Source organism: Bradyrhizobium sp. CCBAU 53351 (assembly GCF_015291745.1).
Classification (GTDB): domain Bacteria; phylum Pseudomonadota; class Alphaproteobacteria; order Rhizobiales; family Xanthobacteraceae; genus Bradyrhizobium.
This window is the reverse complement of the sequence record NZ_CP030059.1, coordinates 3,842,293-3,856,072: the sequence shown is the minus strand read 5'-3', so window position 1 is coordinate 3,856,072 and position 13,780 is coordinate 3,842,293. Positions and strand designations below refer to the sequence as shown.

General features: G+C 62.9%; 19 protein-coding genes and 1 tRNA gene. 8 read left to right on the top strand and 12 right to left on the bottom strand.

Annotated elements, in window-relative coordinates:
• Nucleotides 1–19 precede the first annotated feature (19 nt).
• Nucleotides 20–1,285 (bottom strand): TRAP transporter large permease, encoded by a 1,266-nt coding sequence (locus XH83_RS18035; protein ID WP_194402165.1) that lies wholly within the window; start codon nt 1,283–1,285, stop codon nt 20–22.
• Nucleotides 1,285–1,893 (bottom strand): TRAP transporter small permease, encoded by a 609-nt coding sequence (locus XH83_RS18030; RefSeq protein WP_194408309.1) that lies wholly within the window; start codon nt 1,891–1,893, stop codon nt 1,285–1,287. The genes XH83_RS18035 and XH83_RS18030 overlap by 1 nt, the downstream gene beginning before the upstream one ends.
• A 233-nt stretch (nt 1,894–2,126) precedes the next feature.
• Between XH83_RS18030 and XH83_RS18025 the strand changes: the two genes are divergently transcribed.
• Nucleotides 2,127–2,810 (top strand): GntR family transcriptional regulator, encoded by a 684-nt coding sequence (locus XH83_RS18025; protein ID WP_194402164.1) that lies wholly within the window; start codon nt 2,127–2,129, stop codon nt 2,808–2,810.
• A 131-nt stretch (nt 2,811–2,941) separates the two neighbouring features.
• On the opposite strand, the gene XH83_RS18020 is transcribed toward XH83_RS18025, so the two are convergent.
• The 3 genes from XH83_RS18020 to dctP are packed head-to-tail and all read right to left on the bottom strand — an operon-like array spanning nt 2,942 to nt 5,870.
• Nucleotides 2,942–4,300, bottom strand: coding sequence for a TRAP transporter large permease (locus XH83_RS18020; protein ID WP_194402163.1), 1,359 nt, complete (start codon nt 4,298–4,300; stop codon nt 2,942–2,944).
• Nucleotides 4,297–4,851 carry a TRAP transporter small permease gene (locus XH83_RS18015; protein ID WP_194402162.1) on the bottom strand — a complete coding sequence of 185 codons (555 nt, stop codon included), beginning with the start codon at nt 4,849–4,851 and terminating at the stop codon, nt 4,297–4,299. The genes XH83_RS18020 and XH83_RS18015 overlap by 4 nt, the downstream gene beginning before the upstream one ends.
• The gene (gene dctP / locus XH83_RS18010; protein WP_194402161.1) at nt 4,848–5,870 is read right to left on the bottom strand and encodes a TRAP transporter substrate-binding protein DctP; all 1,023 of its coding nucleotides are present in this window, start codon (nt 5,868–5,870) and stop codon (nt 4,848–4,850) included. The genes XH83_RS18015 and dctP overlap by 4 nt, the downstream gene beginning before the upstream one ends.
• A 320-nt stretch (nt 5,871–6,190) precedes the next feature.
• Between dctP and XH83_RS18005 the strand changes: the two genes are divergently transcribed.
• A complete protein-coding gene (locus XH83_RS18005; protein WP_194402160.1) occupies nt 6,191–6,433 on the top strand; it encodes a pentapeptide MXKDX repeat protein in 243 nt (80 codons plus the stop codon).
• A gap of 81 nt (nt 6,434–6,514) precedes the next feature.
• Here the strand turns inward: XH83_RS18005 and XH83_RS18000 are convergent, their stop codons facing one another.
• The 3 genes from XH83_RS18000 to XH83_RS17990 form a co-directional block, all read right to left on the bottom strand.
• Nucleotides 6,515–7,519 carry a hypothetical protein gene (locus tag XH83_RS18000; RefSeq protein WP_194402159.1) on the bottom strand — a complete coding sequence of 335 codons (1,005 nt, stop codon included), beginning with the start codon at nt 7,517–7,519 and terminating at the stop codon, nt 6,515–6,517.
• Nucleotides 7,520–7,556: 37 nt separating this feature from the next.
• Nucleotides 7,557–7,823, bottom strand: coding sequence for a hypothetical protein (locus XH83_RS17995; protein WP_194402158.1), 267 nt, complete (start codon nt 7,821–7,823; stop codon nt 7,557–7,559).
• A 107-nt stretch (nt 7,824–7,930) separates the two neighbouring features.
• A complete protein-coding gene (locus XH83_RS17990) occupies nt 7,931–8,278 on the bottom strand; it encodes a DUF6481 family protein (protein ID WP_194402157.1) in 348 nt (115 codons plus the stop codon).
• A gap of 260 nt (nt 8,279–8,538) precedes the next feature.
• Between XH83_RS17990 and XH83_RS17985 the strand changes: the two genes are divergently transcribed.
• The 3 genes from XH83_RS17985 to XH83_RS17975 all read left to right on the top strand — a co-directional run bounded on the left by XH83_RS17985 (nt 8,539) and on the right by XH83_RS17975 (nt 10,048).
• Nucleotides 8,539–8,775: a hypothetical protein gene (locus XH83_RS17985; protein ID WP_194402156.1), complete on the top strand. Its 237-nt coding sequence runs from the start codon at nt 8,539–8,541 to the stop codon at nt 8,773–8,775.
• Nucleotides 8,776–8,861: 86 nt separating this feature from the next.
• Nucleotides 8,862–9,080 carry a DUF2273 domain-containing protein gene (locus tag XH83_RS17980; protein WP_194402155.1) on the top strand — a complete coding sequence of 73 codons (219 nt, stop codon included), beginning with the start codon at nt 8,862–8,864 and terminating at the stop codon, nt 9,078–9,080.
• Nucleotides 9,081–9,277: 197 nt separating this feature from the next.
• Nucleotides 9,278–10,048, top strand: coding sequence for a hypothetical protein (locus tag XH83_RS17975; protein ID WP_194402154.1), 771 nt, complete (start codon nt 9,278–9,280; stop codon nt 10,046–10,048).
• Nucleotides 10,049–10,435: 387 nt separating this feature from the next.
• On the opposite strand, the gene XH83_RS17970 is transcribed toward XH83_RS17975, so the two are convergent.
• Nucleotides 10,436–10,597, bottom strand: coding sequence for a hypothetical protein (locus tag XH83_RS17970; RefSeq protein WP_194402153.1), 162 nt, complete (start codon nt 10,595–10,597; stop codon nt 10,436–10,438).
• Nucleotides 10,598–10,819: 222 nt separating this feature from the next.
• On the opposite strand from XH83_RS17970, the gene XH83_RS17965 reads away from it, so the two are divergent.
• Both XH83_RS17965 and XH83_RS17960 read left to right on the top strand, forming a co-directional pair.
• On the top strand, nt 10,820–11,005 hold the full coding sequence (locus tag XH83_RS17965; protein WP_194408501.1) for a hypothetical protein: 186 nt from the start codon (nt 10,820–10,822) through the stop codon (nt 11,003–11,005).
• A 277-nt stretch (nt 11,006–11,282) separates the two neighbouring features.
• Nucleotides 11,283–11,501, top strand: coding sequence for a hypothetical protein (locus tag XH83_RS17960; RefSeq protein WP_194402152.1), 219 nt, complete (start codon nt 11,283–11,285; stop codon nt 11,499–11,501).
• A gap of 130 nt (nt 11,502–11,631) precedes the next feature.
• On the opposite strand, the gene XH83_RS17955 is transcribed toward XH83_RS17960, so the two are convergent.
• A complete protein-coding gene (locus tag XH83_RS17955) occupies nt 11,632–11,859 on the bottom strand; it encodes a DUF2171 domain-containing protein (protein WP_028136547.1) in 228 nt (75 codons plus the stop codon).
• Nucleotides 11,860–11,974: 115 nt separating this feature from the next.
• On the opposite strand from XH83_RS17955, the gene XH83_RS17950 reads away from it, so the two are divergent.
• Entirely contained in the window at nt 11,975–13,258 is a 1,284-nt protein-coding gene (locus tag XH83_RS17950; RefSeq protein ID WP_194402151.1) for a hypothetical protein, read from the top strand.
• A 34-nt stretch (nt 13,259–13,292) separates the two neighbouring features.
• Here the strand turns inward: XH83_RS17950 and XH83_RS17945 are convergent, their stop codons facing one another.
• Together XH83_RS17945 and XH83_RS17940 are read right to left on the bottom strand one after the other, a co-directional pair.
• Complete coding sequence (locus XH83_RS17945; protein ID WP_246776259.1) at nt 13,293–13,529, bottom strand: hypothetical protein; 237 nt, start codon at nt 13,527–13,529, stop codon at nt 13,293–13,295.
• A 140-nt stretch (nt 13,530–13,669) separates the two neighbouring features.
• A tRNA-Arg gene (locus XH83_RS17940) sits at nt 13,670–13,746 on the bottom strand.
• Nucleotides 13,747–13,780 lie beyond the last annotated feature (34 nt).

Genomic DNA, 13,780 nt, shown 5'->3' with positions numbered 1-13,780 from the left:
GACTTCCTTTTGAACGAGCCTATTTGACGAGGATCAGCGAGAGCGAGGGGTAGAGCGAGAGCAGCACCAGGAGGACGCAGGAGATGACGAAGAACGGCAGCGTCACCATGAACATCTTGCCGGGCTTGGCCCCGGTGACGGCGGCCGCGACGAAGAAGCAGAGCCCGACCGGCGGCGACAGCAGACCGAGCACCAGGTTGATCACCACCACCACGCCAAAATGCCTGGGATCGATGTGATAGACCTCGGTCGCAACGGGCAGCAGGATCGGCACCGTCATGATCAGGCCGGGGATGCCGTCGATCACCGTGCCGATCACCAGCAGGATGACGTTGCAGATCAGCATGAAGCTGACGGGGTCTTTCGCTGCCGTCTGGATCCAGGCGGCGGTCTCCTGCGGCACCTTGCCGAAGATCAGGACCCAGGAGAACACGGCCGCGGCCGCCACCAGGAACAGCACGATCGCCGAATAGATCGCGCTGCGCAGCATCATCTGCGGCAGCTGGGAGAACTCGAATTCCTTGGTCCAGAACTTTCCGACCAGCGCGGCGGCGACCGCGCCGACGGCGGCGGATTCGGTCGCGTTGGCGAGGCCGCCAAGAATGGTGCCGACGATGACGATCGGGATCAGCAGCGTCGGTGACGTCCGCAGGATCGTCATGACGCGCTGGCGCGGCGTCTGATAATCGGCGCGCGGATAGTTGTAGATGTAGCCCATTAGCGCAATGACCAGGCAGAACATCACGGTGAGGATGACGCCTGGCACGATGCCGGCGATCAGCATGTCGCTGACCGAGACCTGCGCCAGCACGCTATAGACCACGAACATCACCGATGGCGGGATGATCGGACCGAGCATGCCGCCATAGGCGGTGAGGCCGGCCGCGAAGGTCTTGTCATAGCCCTTCTTCTCCATCTCCGGCACCATGATCTGCGCCATGATCGCGACCTGCGCTGTCGCCGATCCCAGGATGGAGGAGATGAACATGTTGGCGAGGATGTTGACGTAGGCGAGCCCGCCCTTGAGCGAGCCGACGAACGCCATCGCCATGTCGACGATGCGCCTTGTGATGCCGCCGCCGTTCATGATCTCGCCGATCAGGATGAAGAGCGGAATGGCGATCAGGCCATAGCTGTCGACGCCGCCGAACAGCTGCAGCGGGTAGGACTGGAACAGCACCGGATTGCCAGACGCCGCGATGTAGACAAGGCCGGCGAGGCAGAGGCAAAGGCCGATCGGCACGCCGACCAGCATGAATGCCATGAAGGCCGCTGACGTAACCATCAATTGACCCCGTCGAGCTCGGAGAGCTGAAAACCGCTCAGCTTCGTGCGCGGCACCAATCCAAGGTCTTCCAGGAGATTGGCGAGGCCGTGGATGGTCATGGACACCGCGAAGATCGGGAGCGTCAGGTACATCACCCAGGTCGGCCAGTTCAGCGTCTGGGTCCGCTCGGTGTAGAGGAAGTTGAAGGTCTCGCCTGCCAGCTTGCGCCCGTCGAAGCCGACGCGGGCAAGGCCGACCGGGTCCATCCAGAGCACGCAGGTGACGATCAAAGCGAGGCCGAACACGACGACGAGGCCGGTCGAGATCACCTTGGCGATCTTCTGGTGCTGCGGCGAAAGCCGCTCCGTCAACATGGTCACCGCGAAATCGAGCCGCAGCCGGGTCATCGCGGATGCCCCGATAAAGGTCAGCCAGACCACGCAATAGACAGCGGATTCGTCGATCCAGTAGATCGGGAAATGCGAGTAGCGGGTGACGACGTTCACCAGGATCAGGCCGGTGAGCAGATACATCAGGACCATCAGCGCCAGCCGCTCGAAGGCGAGGAGGGCGCTCGACGTCCGGACGATCGTACGTCGGACGCTGAGCGCGCGCGTGGCCGGCATCGTCTGCTCGATCATGAAGGCCCCAACCCCCGAAAGATTTATCGTGCGATTGCCAAATGTATAATTTATACATTTTGGGAGTCAAACGGAGATTGCGGTCATTTCGGCGTCACCCCGCGCTTTTGCTGAGCATCTCGTTTTTGCGGCCTGCTTGGCTTTTGCTGGGCACCCCGCCATGCAAGACAGGGACCGCGTCGACTGAGCGAGTCGAAAAAAGGACAACAGAAGGTCAGATGAAGCAGCCTCTGAAGCATCGCACCCTGTCGGCCGCGATCGTCGACCAGCTCAGGCAGGCGATCCTCGACGGCACCTATCCGGCGGGATCGCAGCTGCGCCAGGACGCGCTCGGCGAGGCCTATGGCGTCAGCCGCATTCCGGTCCGCGAAGCGCTGTTCCAGCTCGAGGCCGAAGGCTTGGTGCGGATCGTGCCGCAGAAGGGCGCCATCGTCTCGGAGCTGTCGCTGGACGAGATCAACGACGTGTTCGATCTCCGCTGCATTCTGGAGCCGCGCCTGCTGGCGCAGTCGGCGCCGCGCTTCACCGCTGACGATTTCGACGGACTCGACGACATCCACAGGAGTTTCGAGAAGGCAATCAAGGCACGCAACGTCAGCGAATGGGGGCAGCTCAACGCCGACTTCCACATGGCGCTCTACGTCCACGCCCCGCAGCCGCGCACCCGCGCGATCGTGCTGTCGCTGCTCCAGACCAGCGACCGCTACACGCGCCTGCAGCTCTCCAACACCAAGGCGATGGGCACGGCCGAGAAGGAGCACGCCGAGCTGATCGCGCTCTGCCGCGCCGGAAAGGTAGAGGACGCCTGCCGCTTCCTGGAACGGCACATCGAGGCCGTGCGCAAGGATCTGTTGCAGGTTGTGGCGAACGCGCCGAAAGCGCGGGGGAAGGAGAAATCGTAGGGTGGGTTAAATTAGCGAAGCGTAACCCACCACTGTTCATCTCTCAGGAGAGAGAAGAGGTGGGTTACGCCCAGCGACTGCGCTTCGCGCAGCCGCCGGTCTAACCCACCCTACGGCAGTTGTGGTCGCCGCTACCTGCTCCCGTCCGGCCCCATCACGAGATCCGGCAGCCCGGTTGAGATCCCCGGGAAGATGCACAGCAGCAGCACCGCGAGCATCATCAGCAGCACGAAGGGCAGGGTGCCCCAGATCACCTCGCGCAAGGGAATGTCCGGCGCGACGTTGCGGATGACGAAGATGTTGAGCCCGACGGGGGGATGGATCAGGCCCATCTCCATTACGATGGTCATGACCACGCCGAACCAGATGATGTCGAAATTGGCGGCGCGTAAGGGGGGCAGGATGATCGGCGCGGTCATCAGGATGATCGAGACCGGCGGCAGGAAGAAGCCGAGTACGACCACCATGACCAGGATCGCGAACAGCAGCTCCCAGCGCGGCAGGTGCATCGCGACGATGGATTCGGCGACCGATTGCGAGATGTGCAGATAGCTCATCACGTAGGAATAGAGCAGCGACATGCCGATGATCATCATCAGCATGGTTGATTCCCGGATCGTCGATTTCATGATGGGCGCAAGGTCGCTCGGCCGCCACACGCTGTAGATCGCCGCGATCAGCGCCAGTGCGAGGAGGCCGCCGAGGCCGGCGGTTTCCGACGGCGTGGCGTAGCCGCCATAGAGCGCGATCATGACGCCGGTGAGCAGCAGCACGAAGGGGATCACGCGCGGCAGCACGCTGAAACGTTCGGCCAGCGTGTATTCGTCGCGGGCGAGGATCGGAGCCTCCGGGCCGCCGTTCTTGTAGATCGCTTCGGCCGCCGCATATTCGCGGCGGAAGCGGTACACCGCATAGAAGCCGAACAGCGAGACCAGCAGCAGACCGGGGCCGATGCCGGCGAGGAACAGCCGCCCGAGCGACTTTTCGGCGGCGACCGCGAACAGGATCATGGTGATCGAGGGCGGCAGCAGGATGCCGAGCGTACCGCCGGCGGCGATGATGCCGGCCGCAAAGCCGCCGGAATAGCCGCGCTTGCGCATCTCGGGGATGCCGGCCGAGCCGATCGCCGAACAGGTGGCGGGCGAGGAGCCTGCCATCGCCGCGAACAGCGCGCAGGCGAACACGTTGGCAACGCCGAGACCGCCGGGCACACGGTGCAGCCAGGCATGCAGTGCCGAATAGAGATCCTGGCCGGCACGCGACTTGCCGATCGCGGCGCCCTTCAGGATGAAGAGCGGGATCGACAACAGCGTGATCGAAGCCATTTCCTCGTAGACGTTCTGCGTCACCGTATCGAGGGAGGCCGAGGGCATGTAGATGCCCATGAACACGACCGCGACGGCGCCGAGCGCGAACGCGATCGGCATCCCTGAGAACATCACCAGCAGCGTCGCAACGCCGTAGGCAACGCCGATACCGAACACGCTCATGAACGCCTGGCTCCGGTGAAGGGCAGCGCAAGCTGCACGAGGATCTGGATGCAGAGCAGGCTCATGCCGAACGCCATCAGCGAATAGGGGATGGCGAGCGGCGGCGACCACATCGAGTTCGAGACCTGACCGTCGACATAGGCTTCATGGGCCAGTGTCCAGGACTTCCAGGTGAAGAAGGCGCAAAACAGGAAAGTGGCGAGGTCGACCAGCCAGAGCCGGACCTTGTTCGCCAGCGGCGACAACAAGCCGACGAAGGCCTCGATGCCGATATGGCCGCGGTTCTGCTGCACGTACGCCGCCGTCATGAAGGTCGCGCCGACCAGCAGGAACACCGCAGCCTCGTCCTGCCAATAATTGGCGGCTTTGAACAGCGCGCGGCTGAGCACGCTGTAACTCAGGATGGCGCAGGCCGCGACCAATGCGACCGCGGCGAACACGACGATGATGCTGTTGAGGATGGCAAGACCGCGATCGATTGTCGCCGCAGGGCCGGTCCCTGCGGCAACGGTTGTGCGGACGTCACGATCCGGAAGCGGACCGTGGCTCATGCGGCGACGTCGGTGGCGAGCTTGAGCAGGTTGGCCGCGGTCGTGGTCTTGGCGCTGTAGTCCTTCCAGGCGGTGTCGCGGGCGATGTCGCGCCACTTGCCGACGGTCGCGGCATCGAGCGCCGAGACCTTGGCGCCGGCCTTCTCGTAGACCTTGGCGACCTCGACGTCGTCATCCTGCGCACCCTTGCGGCCGAAGGCTTCGAGCTCGGTGCCGACCGTGAGCAGGATGTCCTGGTGGTTCTTCGGCAGCTTATCGAAGATGGCCTTCGACATCATCAGCGGCTCGAGCATGAACCAGTAGGAGGCACCGGCCCCTGACGTCAGCGACTTCGCGACCTCTTCGAGGCGGAACGAGATCAGGCTGGTCGAGGAGGTGATCCCGGCATCGCAGGCGCCGGTCTGCATCGCCGCGTAGATTTCGTTCGAAGGCACCGACAGCACCGAGGCGCCGGCAGTCTGGAGCACCATGTCCATTTCGCGCGAGCCGCCGCGCACCTTCAGGCCCTTGGCGTCTTCCGGTGCGACGATCGGCTTGGAGCGGCTGGCGACGCCGCCGGCTTGCCAGACCCAGGTGAGCAGGATGATGCCCTTGTCGGCGAGGAAGTCGGTCAGCGCCTTGCCGACCGGCTCCTTTTTCCAGCGCATGCCCTGGTCGTAGGTGGTGACGAGGCCGGGCATCAGGCCGATATTGGTTTCCGGCAATTCGCCGCCGGCGTAGGGCATCGGATAGAGCGAGATGTCGAGCGCGCCCTTGCGCATCGCCGAGAACTGCGCATTGGTCTTGATCAGCGAGGAGTTCGGATAGATCTCGGCCGCGATGTCGCCATTGCTGCGCTTGGCGACTTCAGCGGCGAACATGCGGCAGAGGCGGTCGCGGAAGTCCCCCTTGTCGATGGTGCCGCCCGGGAACTGATGCGAGATCTTCAGCGTGGTTGCGGCCTGCGCGGTCCCGGTGCCGAGGCGGATAATGGCCGGTGCGGCGACGGCGGTCGCGATCAGATGGCGGCGCGTGATCATGGTGTGATCCCCTTGAACGTTTCTTTGAACGATTCTTGTTGGCGTGATTGGGCGGGTCATGTGTGACCGGTGCGTAGGCCCATCCTAGCCGGTCTTTCACCCGATATTCTCTCATCTGATAGTTCGAGACCGAATGCCGCGGCAAGTGTCGGCTGTGCTGCGCTGCACACTTCCGGTCCCCGCGACAGGCTCCGGGCTCCTTCGAACGGCGGCTCGCTAAAATTTAGCGACGGCGGCGTAACAACGCAGACGGTCCATCCGTCGAGATTGATTAGCGGCGTCCGTCGCTGACCAACACCATCTCGAAGGGAAGATAATCCATGACCATTCGCACCCGCATCGTGCTCGGCGTCTCGGCTGCCGCTCTCTCGCTTGGCCTTGCGCTGTCGCCAGCCGCTTTCGCCCAGGACAAGATGGGCAAGGATGACGGCATGATGAAAAAGGACACGATGTCCAAGGACGGCATGATGAAGAAGGACACCATGTCCAAGGACGACGGCATGAAGAAGGATCACATGTCGAAGGACGGCATGAAGAAGGACGACGGGATGATGAAGAAGTGAAGCATCGTCGCGCTTTCGGCCGCCGGGTTACGGCGGCCGAAAAACCTTGATCAGCACGACATAAACTGAGTCTGTCCTGTCTCAGCCGGCGGGCGGAGGGCTCCGCTTGTCGTCGGCCGCATCGGATTGCGGCTCGGTCCCCTCCGGTTCCGCGTCATCCTCGGTATGAACCACGATGGGTTCGCCCGACGGCGGGGCGCTCTTCGCCTCCTCCACGGACGCGCCTGCGCCCGTAAGTCCGCCACGTGGCGGTTGAGGGGCAACCGGCCTAGCCGCTGTGCCCGCCCTAGCTGGGCGCGCCGTTGCTTCATCTGTCGCACCTGCGCTTGCGGCTTCGGCACCGGTCGACCCGGTGCCGGTCCAGGATCGCGTCACTTCAGTGAGAAGCTCGTTGAAGCGACGACCGTCTGGTTTCGGAGCCTCGGCATCCCTGGGGTAGCTGATGAAGTTCGCCAGTTGCTTGGTCGCCGTCCTGACGACGTTGACCCCCACGATGTTCATGAGGGCGAGGCCCAACAGCAGCGATTTGACGTGTGGGTCAATCGAGGGATTTTGCTGGATTTCCTTGACCTGATCCGAAAATTCCTTCTGAGCGTCCTTGCTGAGATTTTGCATGAGCGCAAAGCAGAATGGCGGCAGCGTGGTGATGGCCTTCTCGAACGAGACATTCGCCATGGCCTCGCTGACCTCCTGGGCGCGGGCCTTTCCGCGCCGGCGGTCCACGCCGCGATCCGCTGCGAGAAGCAAAACATCGAGCAGAGCGGCCGGGCCGACGGCGACCTCGGTATCGTTCAGTCGGATCTTGAAGATTGATGATCGCAGAAATGTCATGGAGCCGATGCCGGCCAACAGCACTTCGTAGATCGAGCGGTTGAGCTGGTCGGTCTCGGTGATGAGGCTCTTTCCCACCGTTCGCAGCAGGTAAAGTCCGATAACGGCGGCGATGACGTTGACCGCAACATAGATCACGGCTCCCACCGAAATAAGAGCACGCGCAGGTTCGTCGCGATAACGCCCGACCAGTTCGATTGCGCCAGCTGCTGCGCCTACACAGAGAACCAATATCAATACAATTGTGTCGCTCATCCTCAGCCCCTTCCGGTTGAGATGCGACTTCGAACAATTATTTTGTAAGTGGTATCACCATCGTCTCGTCGGCTTGCTTCTCGAGTCGAACGTAGCCGAGCTCCTCGGCCTTCATGAGCGCGGAGACGACTTCCTGCGGATTTCCGTCCAGGTGCTTTACGAGAATGCTGATCGGCAGCGCGCCCTTGTGGGTGGTCAGATCAAGGATGCGCTCCATCAGCGTCGAGCCCCGTATTTCGTTCAAATACGTGCCGAACACATCGATACTTCCGACCTTGTCGGCGCCCCACGAATTAGAGCCCATGCAAGTCTACCTCGCGTCCGATCCCGATCAGCTGTCGCAATATAGTATAGCACCGACGCAGGCGTGGCGCGAGGGTGGTTTTACCCTCTGCGCTCATCCCATTGTGGTTACTTGCGCTTGGCCTTGCGGGCTGCGTAACGCGCGTCGCGCTTGGCCTTCTGCTCGGCTTCGAGAGCCGCGGCCTTCTCGGCAGCTTCCTCGGCCTCGCGGGCGATCCGCGCGGCTTCGGCGGCCTTTGCCTCTTCCTCCTGGCGCTTCTGCTCGGCCTTTTCAGCCTCGCGCGCGGCCTTTGCCTCGGCACGCTTGGCCGCGAGGGCCTCGCGTTCGGCACGCTTCGCCGCAACCGCGGGATCATCAGGCCCCGGTTGGGATTTGAATTTGTTCAAAAGATTTTTGCGGGCTTCCTGCGCCGCCTTTTGCCGGTCTGTGAAGCCGGGTTCCCTGAATCCACTCATCGACGAGCCTTGTCTTCCTCGCTTTCGATCCTACATCAGTGCCTGTTGGTACGTCGGCTGGGCATAGCAGGCGCCGCGCGACACAGAAGCGTGTACATCGCTGCGCGTCGCGAAGCCACCCATAATCGCAGCCGATCAGGTCAACGAAATCGCCATCCCCGACGATCTCTCGTAGCCCGGAAAAACTGCCGAATTGTGATGTCCCTCATAAGGGGACACGAGGGGCGACGCCTAGCGTCCGCCCGATACGGAGCACGGGTATGACGATCTCAAGATTAACCCTCCGGGCATTCGCAATTGCCTTCGCCCTGGTCGCCGTGGCCGGTGCGATGCTGCTGCTCGCGCGTCCGCAGCCTATCGAGAGCGCCGTCCTGGGAGCCGGCTGGGAGTGCACCCAGACCGCGTTCGTGCTCACGACCTGCGCACCGCGAGGCGAGCAGGCGACCCCGGCGGTCGAAACCTCCCGCAAGGATGCGATCCGGGCGACCCGGGGCTGACCCCGAGCTGGACTGAAGCGATCGATCGGCATGTGACGGGACGTCGCAGAGGTGATAAGCCGGCGTGCCCGCGCGATCAGGTAGCCATGCCCACGTCCAAGCCCGAACCGGGCGAGAAGCCGAAATTCCGCCCGAAGCCTCCATCCGGCGACAACCGCCGCGGCGCCATCGCCGGTCTGATCATTGCGATCGTGATCCTCGGAATCGGCTGGTGGCTTGTCCGAGACCTTACCGCGGCCAGCAAGATGCAGGACTGCCTGATGTCCGGGCGCCGCAACTGCAACGTGATCGAGCCGGCCCGCTAGAAGCGCTTCAGCGTGATGTTTTGCAGCCCGGCGGGGCCAAAAATTGCCGTGATCTTAATCATTTGTAACGGGACTTCGCTGATCAAAGCAGGTCAGCTATGTCAGCCGGCATCAAGCCCGGCGCGATCCGAATCGTCTATCGCGCCAGGCACCACGGCAATTGCGAGAGCAATCGAAAGAGCAGGGGGCAAGCACGCATGAGTGCGTCCAACCACATGAAGATCATCATTCCCTTGGTTTCGGCCATGTCGTTGCTCGCGCTGCCGGCGCAGGCCCAGGACGCGAGGCCCTCGAGGGAAATCGGTCAGCCTCCGGCAGGCCCGAGCGCAGGGGCGCCGTCTCCGAACAATCAGAATATGCGCAGGAGCCCGCCGCAGCAGGCTGCCCGGCCCGCGCCGCAGCCGGAAAGCCGGCCTCAATCCAGTCCCGGTCCGCATAATGCGGGCGGCCCGCCGCCCGGACGTAACTACGCCAGGGGCCCCGCGCCGACCCGCGACTGGGGCGGACATGCCTATCGCGGCAACCGCGCCTGGGATGGCGGGCGCTGGCGCCACGAGGTTCACAACGGCCGCTCCGGCTGGTGGTGGGACGTTGGTGGCGTGTGGTATTATTATCCGCAGCGCATGTCTGGCCCGCCAGCCTACATCTCGGAGGAGTACTACGACGACGTGCCGGTGGCCTATGCTCCGCCGCCGCCTGCGGTCACCTATGCACCGCCACCCCCGCCGCCACCGGCGGATCCCGGCGCGAGCGCGCTTGGCGGCGCCATCGTCGGCGGTGTGCTGGGCGGACTGATCTCGGGCAATGCAACAGGGGCTGCAGCCGGCGCGGTTCTCGGTGGCGCTACCGGCGCGATCACGGGCGCCGCGGCCGCATCGCAGCCCGGCTACTACTGGGCACAGGGCAATTGCTACTACCGTTACCCGGACGGACAGTACGTGCCGGCCGATCCGCGGGCCTGTCGGTAAGGCACGGGTCGTATCCTGATTTGCGAGAGGCGGGCAAAGCCCGCCTCTTTTATTTTGGCATGATCAGGCCGTTGTCTGGATGTGTGTGTCGGCGCGACGTTCGGCGGCGCACAATAACTGCCTCAAAATAGCACTGGCTCCGTTCGACGCTTCACGCGATTCTCAAAAGAAAAAGAAACGGCGGGAATCGATTCGCGGGGACGTGGGACATGCTGGATGCAATTCAGATCAGCCTGGCGCTTTGGGCTATGATCGTGTGTGGCGGGGTCAAGCTAGGGCAGGTGCTGCACTGCCTGTTCTAGATCGCGATCTCGGCCGCGATCCCTCTCATGAAAGAGGCCTGCTCGTGAAAGAGCCTTGTTCGTGAAAACGACGTGTCGCCTCGCGTCAGGACACGAGCCAGTTGAAGAACGCGATCAGGCCCCAGACCAGGCCGGAGATCCAGGCCAGCATCACGATGCCGATGGTCCCGAGATAGGCGAGGCCGAGCAGGTCGCCCCTTTGTCGCGGCGTCGGAACGTTGGCTGAGGTTGCTGCTTCTTGTGCCATGACGGAAAACACCATTGATGCCTTCGCGCTCTCCTGGAAGCGTCGACACATTGTTTAGCCGAACTGCCACGCCAAGACTGTGACACCGTTCACAGATCATCGGAATGAAGCCCAGCTCACGGCTTCGTAATCAGCGCAAGCATTTCACGAGGTGAGGGGGCCCGGGCACTCGCCCGTCCGGAAGACGGGACGTTACCCCGCAATCATACGGACGAAATTGCCATGCGCTTGTCCAGATGGCCGGCTAGGCTCGGCCTCATGTGTACCAAGTACGACCCACAGCAGGAGGCCGAGGCCGCGATGAAGCGGGCGGCGGCATCGGAAGGTGCCGACCGGCAACGCCTGATCCAGCTCGCTTTGGCCTGGCACGAGCTCGCGCGCGAGCGGCGCGAGGAGCGGGCGGACTGAAGGATTCTCGAATTTGGCGGTGAAGGAGCGGCCGGTCACTTCTTGATCCGCATGAGAAAGCCCCGTGCTCGGGGGGACAAGCACGGGGCCCTTCAAAGCCGATCGGGGCTGGCAGATCGGCACCACCTGATTTCATGCCGTCAACGCGCTCGTCCTGATCTCGTTCCGCGCGACTTTTACATTTTATTCGACCGAGGTTCGATGCGCGTGGCGCTGCATGGCCTGCTTGGCTTCCGTTCGAATAGGAACGTCCCTTCGTTGTGGACGTTGGCCGGCTATGACCGACCTCGAGTTACGCGCTCAGTCTTTCGAGATTGCCTGGAAATATCTCGACCGATCCGGCCTGCTCACGGGTGAGCACCGGGAGGCAGCCCAATTCATCCTGAACAGGATCGACCGCATGATGCTGCGAGGAGAGCGGCGCAGGCTGCTGCTGTCGAATGCCGCGATCGACGCGTACCGCTTGCGGCCGCAGCTCGTGACGCTGGATGCTTGAACAAGTTGGTTGAATGAAACGCGGCATTAAGACATGCGTCGCGCTGGTTTTTCCGGTTGCGATTCGTGCTTTGGGAACGAAGCGGAGTCGGATCGTGAACAAACAAAAAGCCCCCGAAGGGGCTTAAGTCTCAGGCGGCTTCCGACTTCGGGACTGCGTCGGCATTCACTGAAAGCTTGACGACATCGCCTTCGACGGCACCGACATATTTCGTGTCAATATAGTGGTGATGGTCCTTGTGACCTTCCGGGCTGTCCTTCCGCGTCAGCTTGATCCGGTTGCCCTCAACGCGGTCGACGGTGCCGACATGAGCGCCGTCCTTGCCGATGATTTTCATGTGCTCTCTGATGTCAGCCATGTGTTTCTCCTTAGCTTAGGTCTGAACTGCGGACGTCGGCGTTCGTTGCAGCGCGCGCGTTGGACCCGTGAGGCTTTCCGCACGTTGAAATGCGATCGGATCAATCAAGACGCGCATGGAGACCATTCAGGCCTATCTCGAACGGAAGCATGAGGAACTCAGGCTGTTGAACGGCTGCCTGAGACATCGGCTCGATTTGGCGCGTCCGCGATCGGTCGACGATGTCGTCACGTCCAAATTCCAGCTTACGGCGGCGCTGAGGGCGGAGCACGAGTTGCACGAATGGAAAGCGACGGAGACGGCCTGGTCGCATACGGCCGCTCCCGCGAGCGGGCCATTCGAGTTCAGCTACGATTATCAGCGGGCCGATCTGACGGTACGCGGTCCGTCATTCTATGAGCTCGACAGCGGCTCTGCGAGCACGGCGATCTATACTGCCTCGGGCATGGCCGCGATCTCCGCCGTGCTGCTGGCCTCCGCGCAAATCGTCGCGAAGGCCGATATCCTGGTGCTTCCGGGCTCGTACGGTGAAACGCAGGAACTGATCCGGGGCCTTGTTCCTCATTTGCGACTCCGGGCTTTGGATCTGCCGCTACGCGATGCGCTTGCTCCGGCGGATTCGCCGCGGATTCTTCTCTTGGACTCCTGCTCCGTCGCTGGCGCGCTTGAAGCGGTGCTACGCTGTGACGGCTCCGGCCTCGATCTTCTGATCTTTGATACGACCTGCTTCGCCGGCCGGTCGGGCCGGATCCGGCGCGTCCTGAGCTGGGCCCGGCGATCCGGAATTCCGCTGGTGCTGGTGCGAAGCCACAACAAGCTCGATTCGCTCGGGGCGGAATATGGCCGGCTCGGCTCGGCGGTCTTCGTGCAGAACAATGAGCATGAGCCGCGAACGAAATTCCCCTGGTCCCGTCTTTCGGCCGAAACGCGCAACGCGGTGCGTCTGCTCGGCTGTGCGGCGTTGCCGGCGCACTTTCCGCCCTTTGTGGGCAGCGCGGCTTATCTGGCCCTCACGAAGCGGCGCGTGGCCGCGATCTTGCGCAACGGCCGACACATGGCCCGCCATTTTGCTGCGAAGCTCCCGGCGCTCGCGGCCGAACTCCATTTCGCCCACGGTCTCTATGTCACCCTCCGGGGAAGCCGCCCCCTCGATGAGCCGAGCGCGCGGCAGGCCGCCGAGGACATGAGCAACGATCTTCGCGCAGAAGGCTTCCCGATCCGCCATGCCGGCAGCTTCGGCTTCGACTTCGCCGCGACCGAGTGGTTTCACGACGCGACCACGGACCGCTACAGCGTTCGGGTGGCAGTCTCGGATTTGCCGACGGAATTGTGGGGCGATCTTACCGCGGCCATTGCGCGGTGGTGGCAGGCTCGTCAGTCGACGGGTGATGCAGGATGAATTTCGCCGATAGCCCCGTGCAGGGGCGCTTCGATCAGTCGATCGCCAGGCAATGCTCCACGGCCGGCTTTTCGGGGCTATCGTAGCTTGCGCGGCTGGGTCGTGCCCACTCCTGAACGGCGAAGGCCAGGTGATGCTGGCCCATCGCAGCGCCAACGATCGATGCCTGAGCCACCTTGATGGGCCTTGTGACCACGCTGGTATTCACGACGCCTGCGTCGATTGCCAGATACGACATCGCGACGATCGCCACCGCCGATGCGATCGCCATTCTCGTCCATTCCGTTGGAAGCATCGGAGTCCTTAACCGGGCGCAACTCGCCCGGCGCATACATAGGCCTGATCGGCGACGTTCAAAGGCCCGCGTATGGTTACCCACGCGTTCGTGAAGGCGGTTGATCGATGATGGACTGGCGATCCCGGCAGGATTCGAACCTGCAACCCTCAGAGTAGAAATCTGATGCTCTATCCAGTTGAGCTACGGGACCGTCTTGAGCCGCCCAGGCGGGGGGCTGCTCATCT

Excerpts from the sequence above, each read along its gene's own strand:
- XH83_RS18020 (WP_194402163.1), bottom strand. The coding sequence starts at position 4,300 with ATGAGCGTGTTCGGTATCGGCGTTGCCTACGGCGTTGCGACGCTGCTG.
- XH83_RS17990 (WP_194402157.1), bottom strand. The coding sequence starts at position 8,278 with ATGAGTGGATTCAGGGAACCCGGCTTCACAGACCGGCAAAAGGCGGCG.
- XH83_RS18015 (WP_194402162.1), bottom strand. The coding sequence starts at position 4,851 with ATGAGCCACGGTCCGCTTCCGGATCGTGACGTCCGCACAACCGTTGCC.
- dctP (WP_194402161.1), bottom strand. The coding sequence starts at position 5,870 with ATGATCACGCGCCGCCATCTGATCGCGACCGCCGTCGCCGCACCGGCC.
- XH83_RS17960 (WP_194402152.1), top strand. The coding sequence starts at position 11,283 with ATGACCGACCTCGAGTTACGCGCTCAGTCTTTCGAGATTGCCTGGAAA.
- XH83_RS18030 (WP_194408309.1), bottom strand. The coding sequence starts at position 1,893 with ATGCCGGCCACGCGCGCGCTCAGCGTCCGACGTACGATCGTCCGGACG.
- XH83_RS17985 (WP_194402156.1), top strand. The coding sequence starts at position 8,539 with ATGACGATCTCAAGATTAACCCTCCGGGCATTCGCAATTGCCTTCGCC.
- XH83_RS17970 (WP_194402153.1), bottom strand. The coding sequence starts at position 10,597 with ATGGCACAAGAAGCAGCAACCTCAGCCAACGTTCCGACGCCGCGACAA.
- XH83_RS18005 (WP_194402160.1), top strand. The coding sequence starts at position 6,191 with ATGACCATTCGCACCCGCATCGTGCTCGGCGTCTCGGCTGCCGCTCTC.
- XH83_RS17955 (WP_028136547.1), bottom strand. The coding sequence starts at position 11,859 with ATGGCTGACATCAGAGAGCACATGAAAATCATCGGCAAGGACGGCGCT.
- XH83_RS17965 (WP_194408501.1), top strand. The coding sequence starts at position 10,820 with ATGCGCTTGTCCAGATGGCCGGCTAGGCTCGGCCTCATGTGTACCAAG.
- XH83_RS17945 (WP_246776259.1), bottom strand. The coding sequence starts at position 13,529 with ATGGCGATCGCATCGGCGGTGGCGATCGTCGCGATGTCGTATCTGGCA.
- XH83_RS17975 (WP_194402154.1), top strand. The coding sequence starts at position 9,278 with ATGAGTGCGTCCAACCACATGAAGATCATCATTCCCTTGGTTTCGGCC.
- XH83_RS17980 (WP_194402155.1), top strand. The coding sequence starts at position 8,862 with ATGCCCACGTCCAAGCCCGAACCGGGCGAGAAGCCGAAATTCCGCCCG.
- XH83_RS18000 (WP_194402159.1), bottom strand. The coding sequence starts at position 7,519 with ATGAGCGACACAATTGTATTGATATTGGTTCTCTGTGTAGGCGCAGCA.
- XH83_RS17995 (WP_194402158.1), bottom strand. The coding sequence starts at position 7,823 with ATGGGCTCTAATTCGTGGGGCGCCGACAAGGTCGGAAGTATCGATGTG.
- XH83_RS17950 (WP_194402151.1), top strand. The coding sequence starts at position 11,975 with ATGGAGACCATTCAGGCCTATCTCGAACGGAAGCATGAGGAACTCAGG.
- XH83_RS18035 (WP_194402165.1), bottom strand. The coding sequence starts at position 1,285 with ATGGTTACGTCAGCGGCCTTCATGGCATTCATGCTGGTCGGCGTGCCG.
- XH83_RS18025 (WP_194402164.1), top strand. The coding sequence starts at position 2,127 with ATGAAGCAGCCTCTGAAGCATCGCACCCTGTCGGCCGCGATCGTCGAC.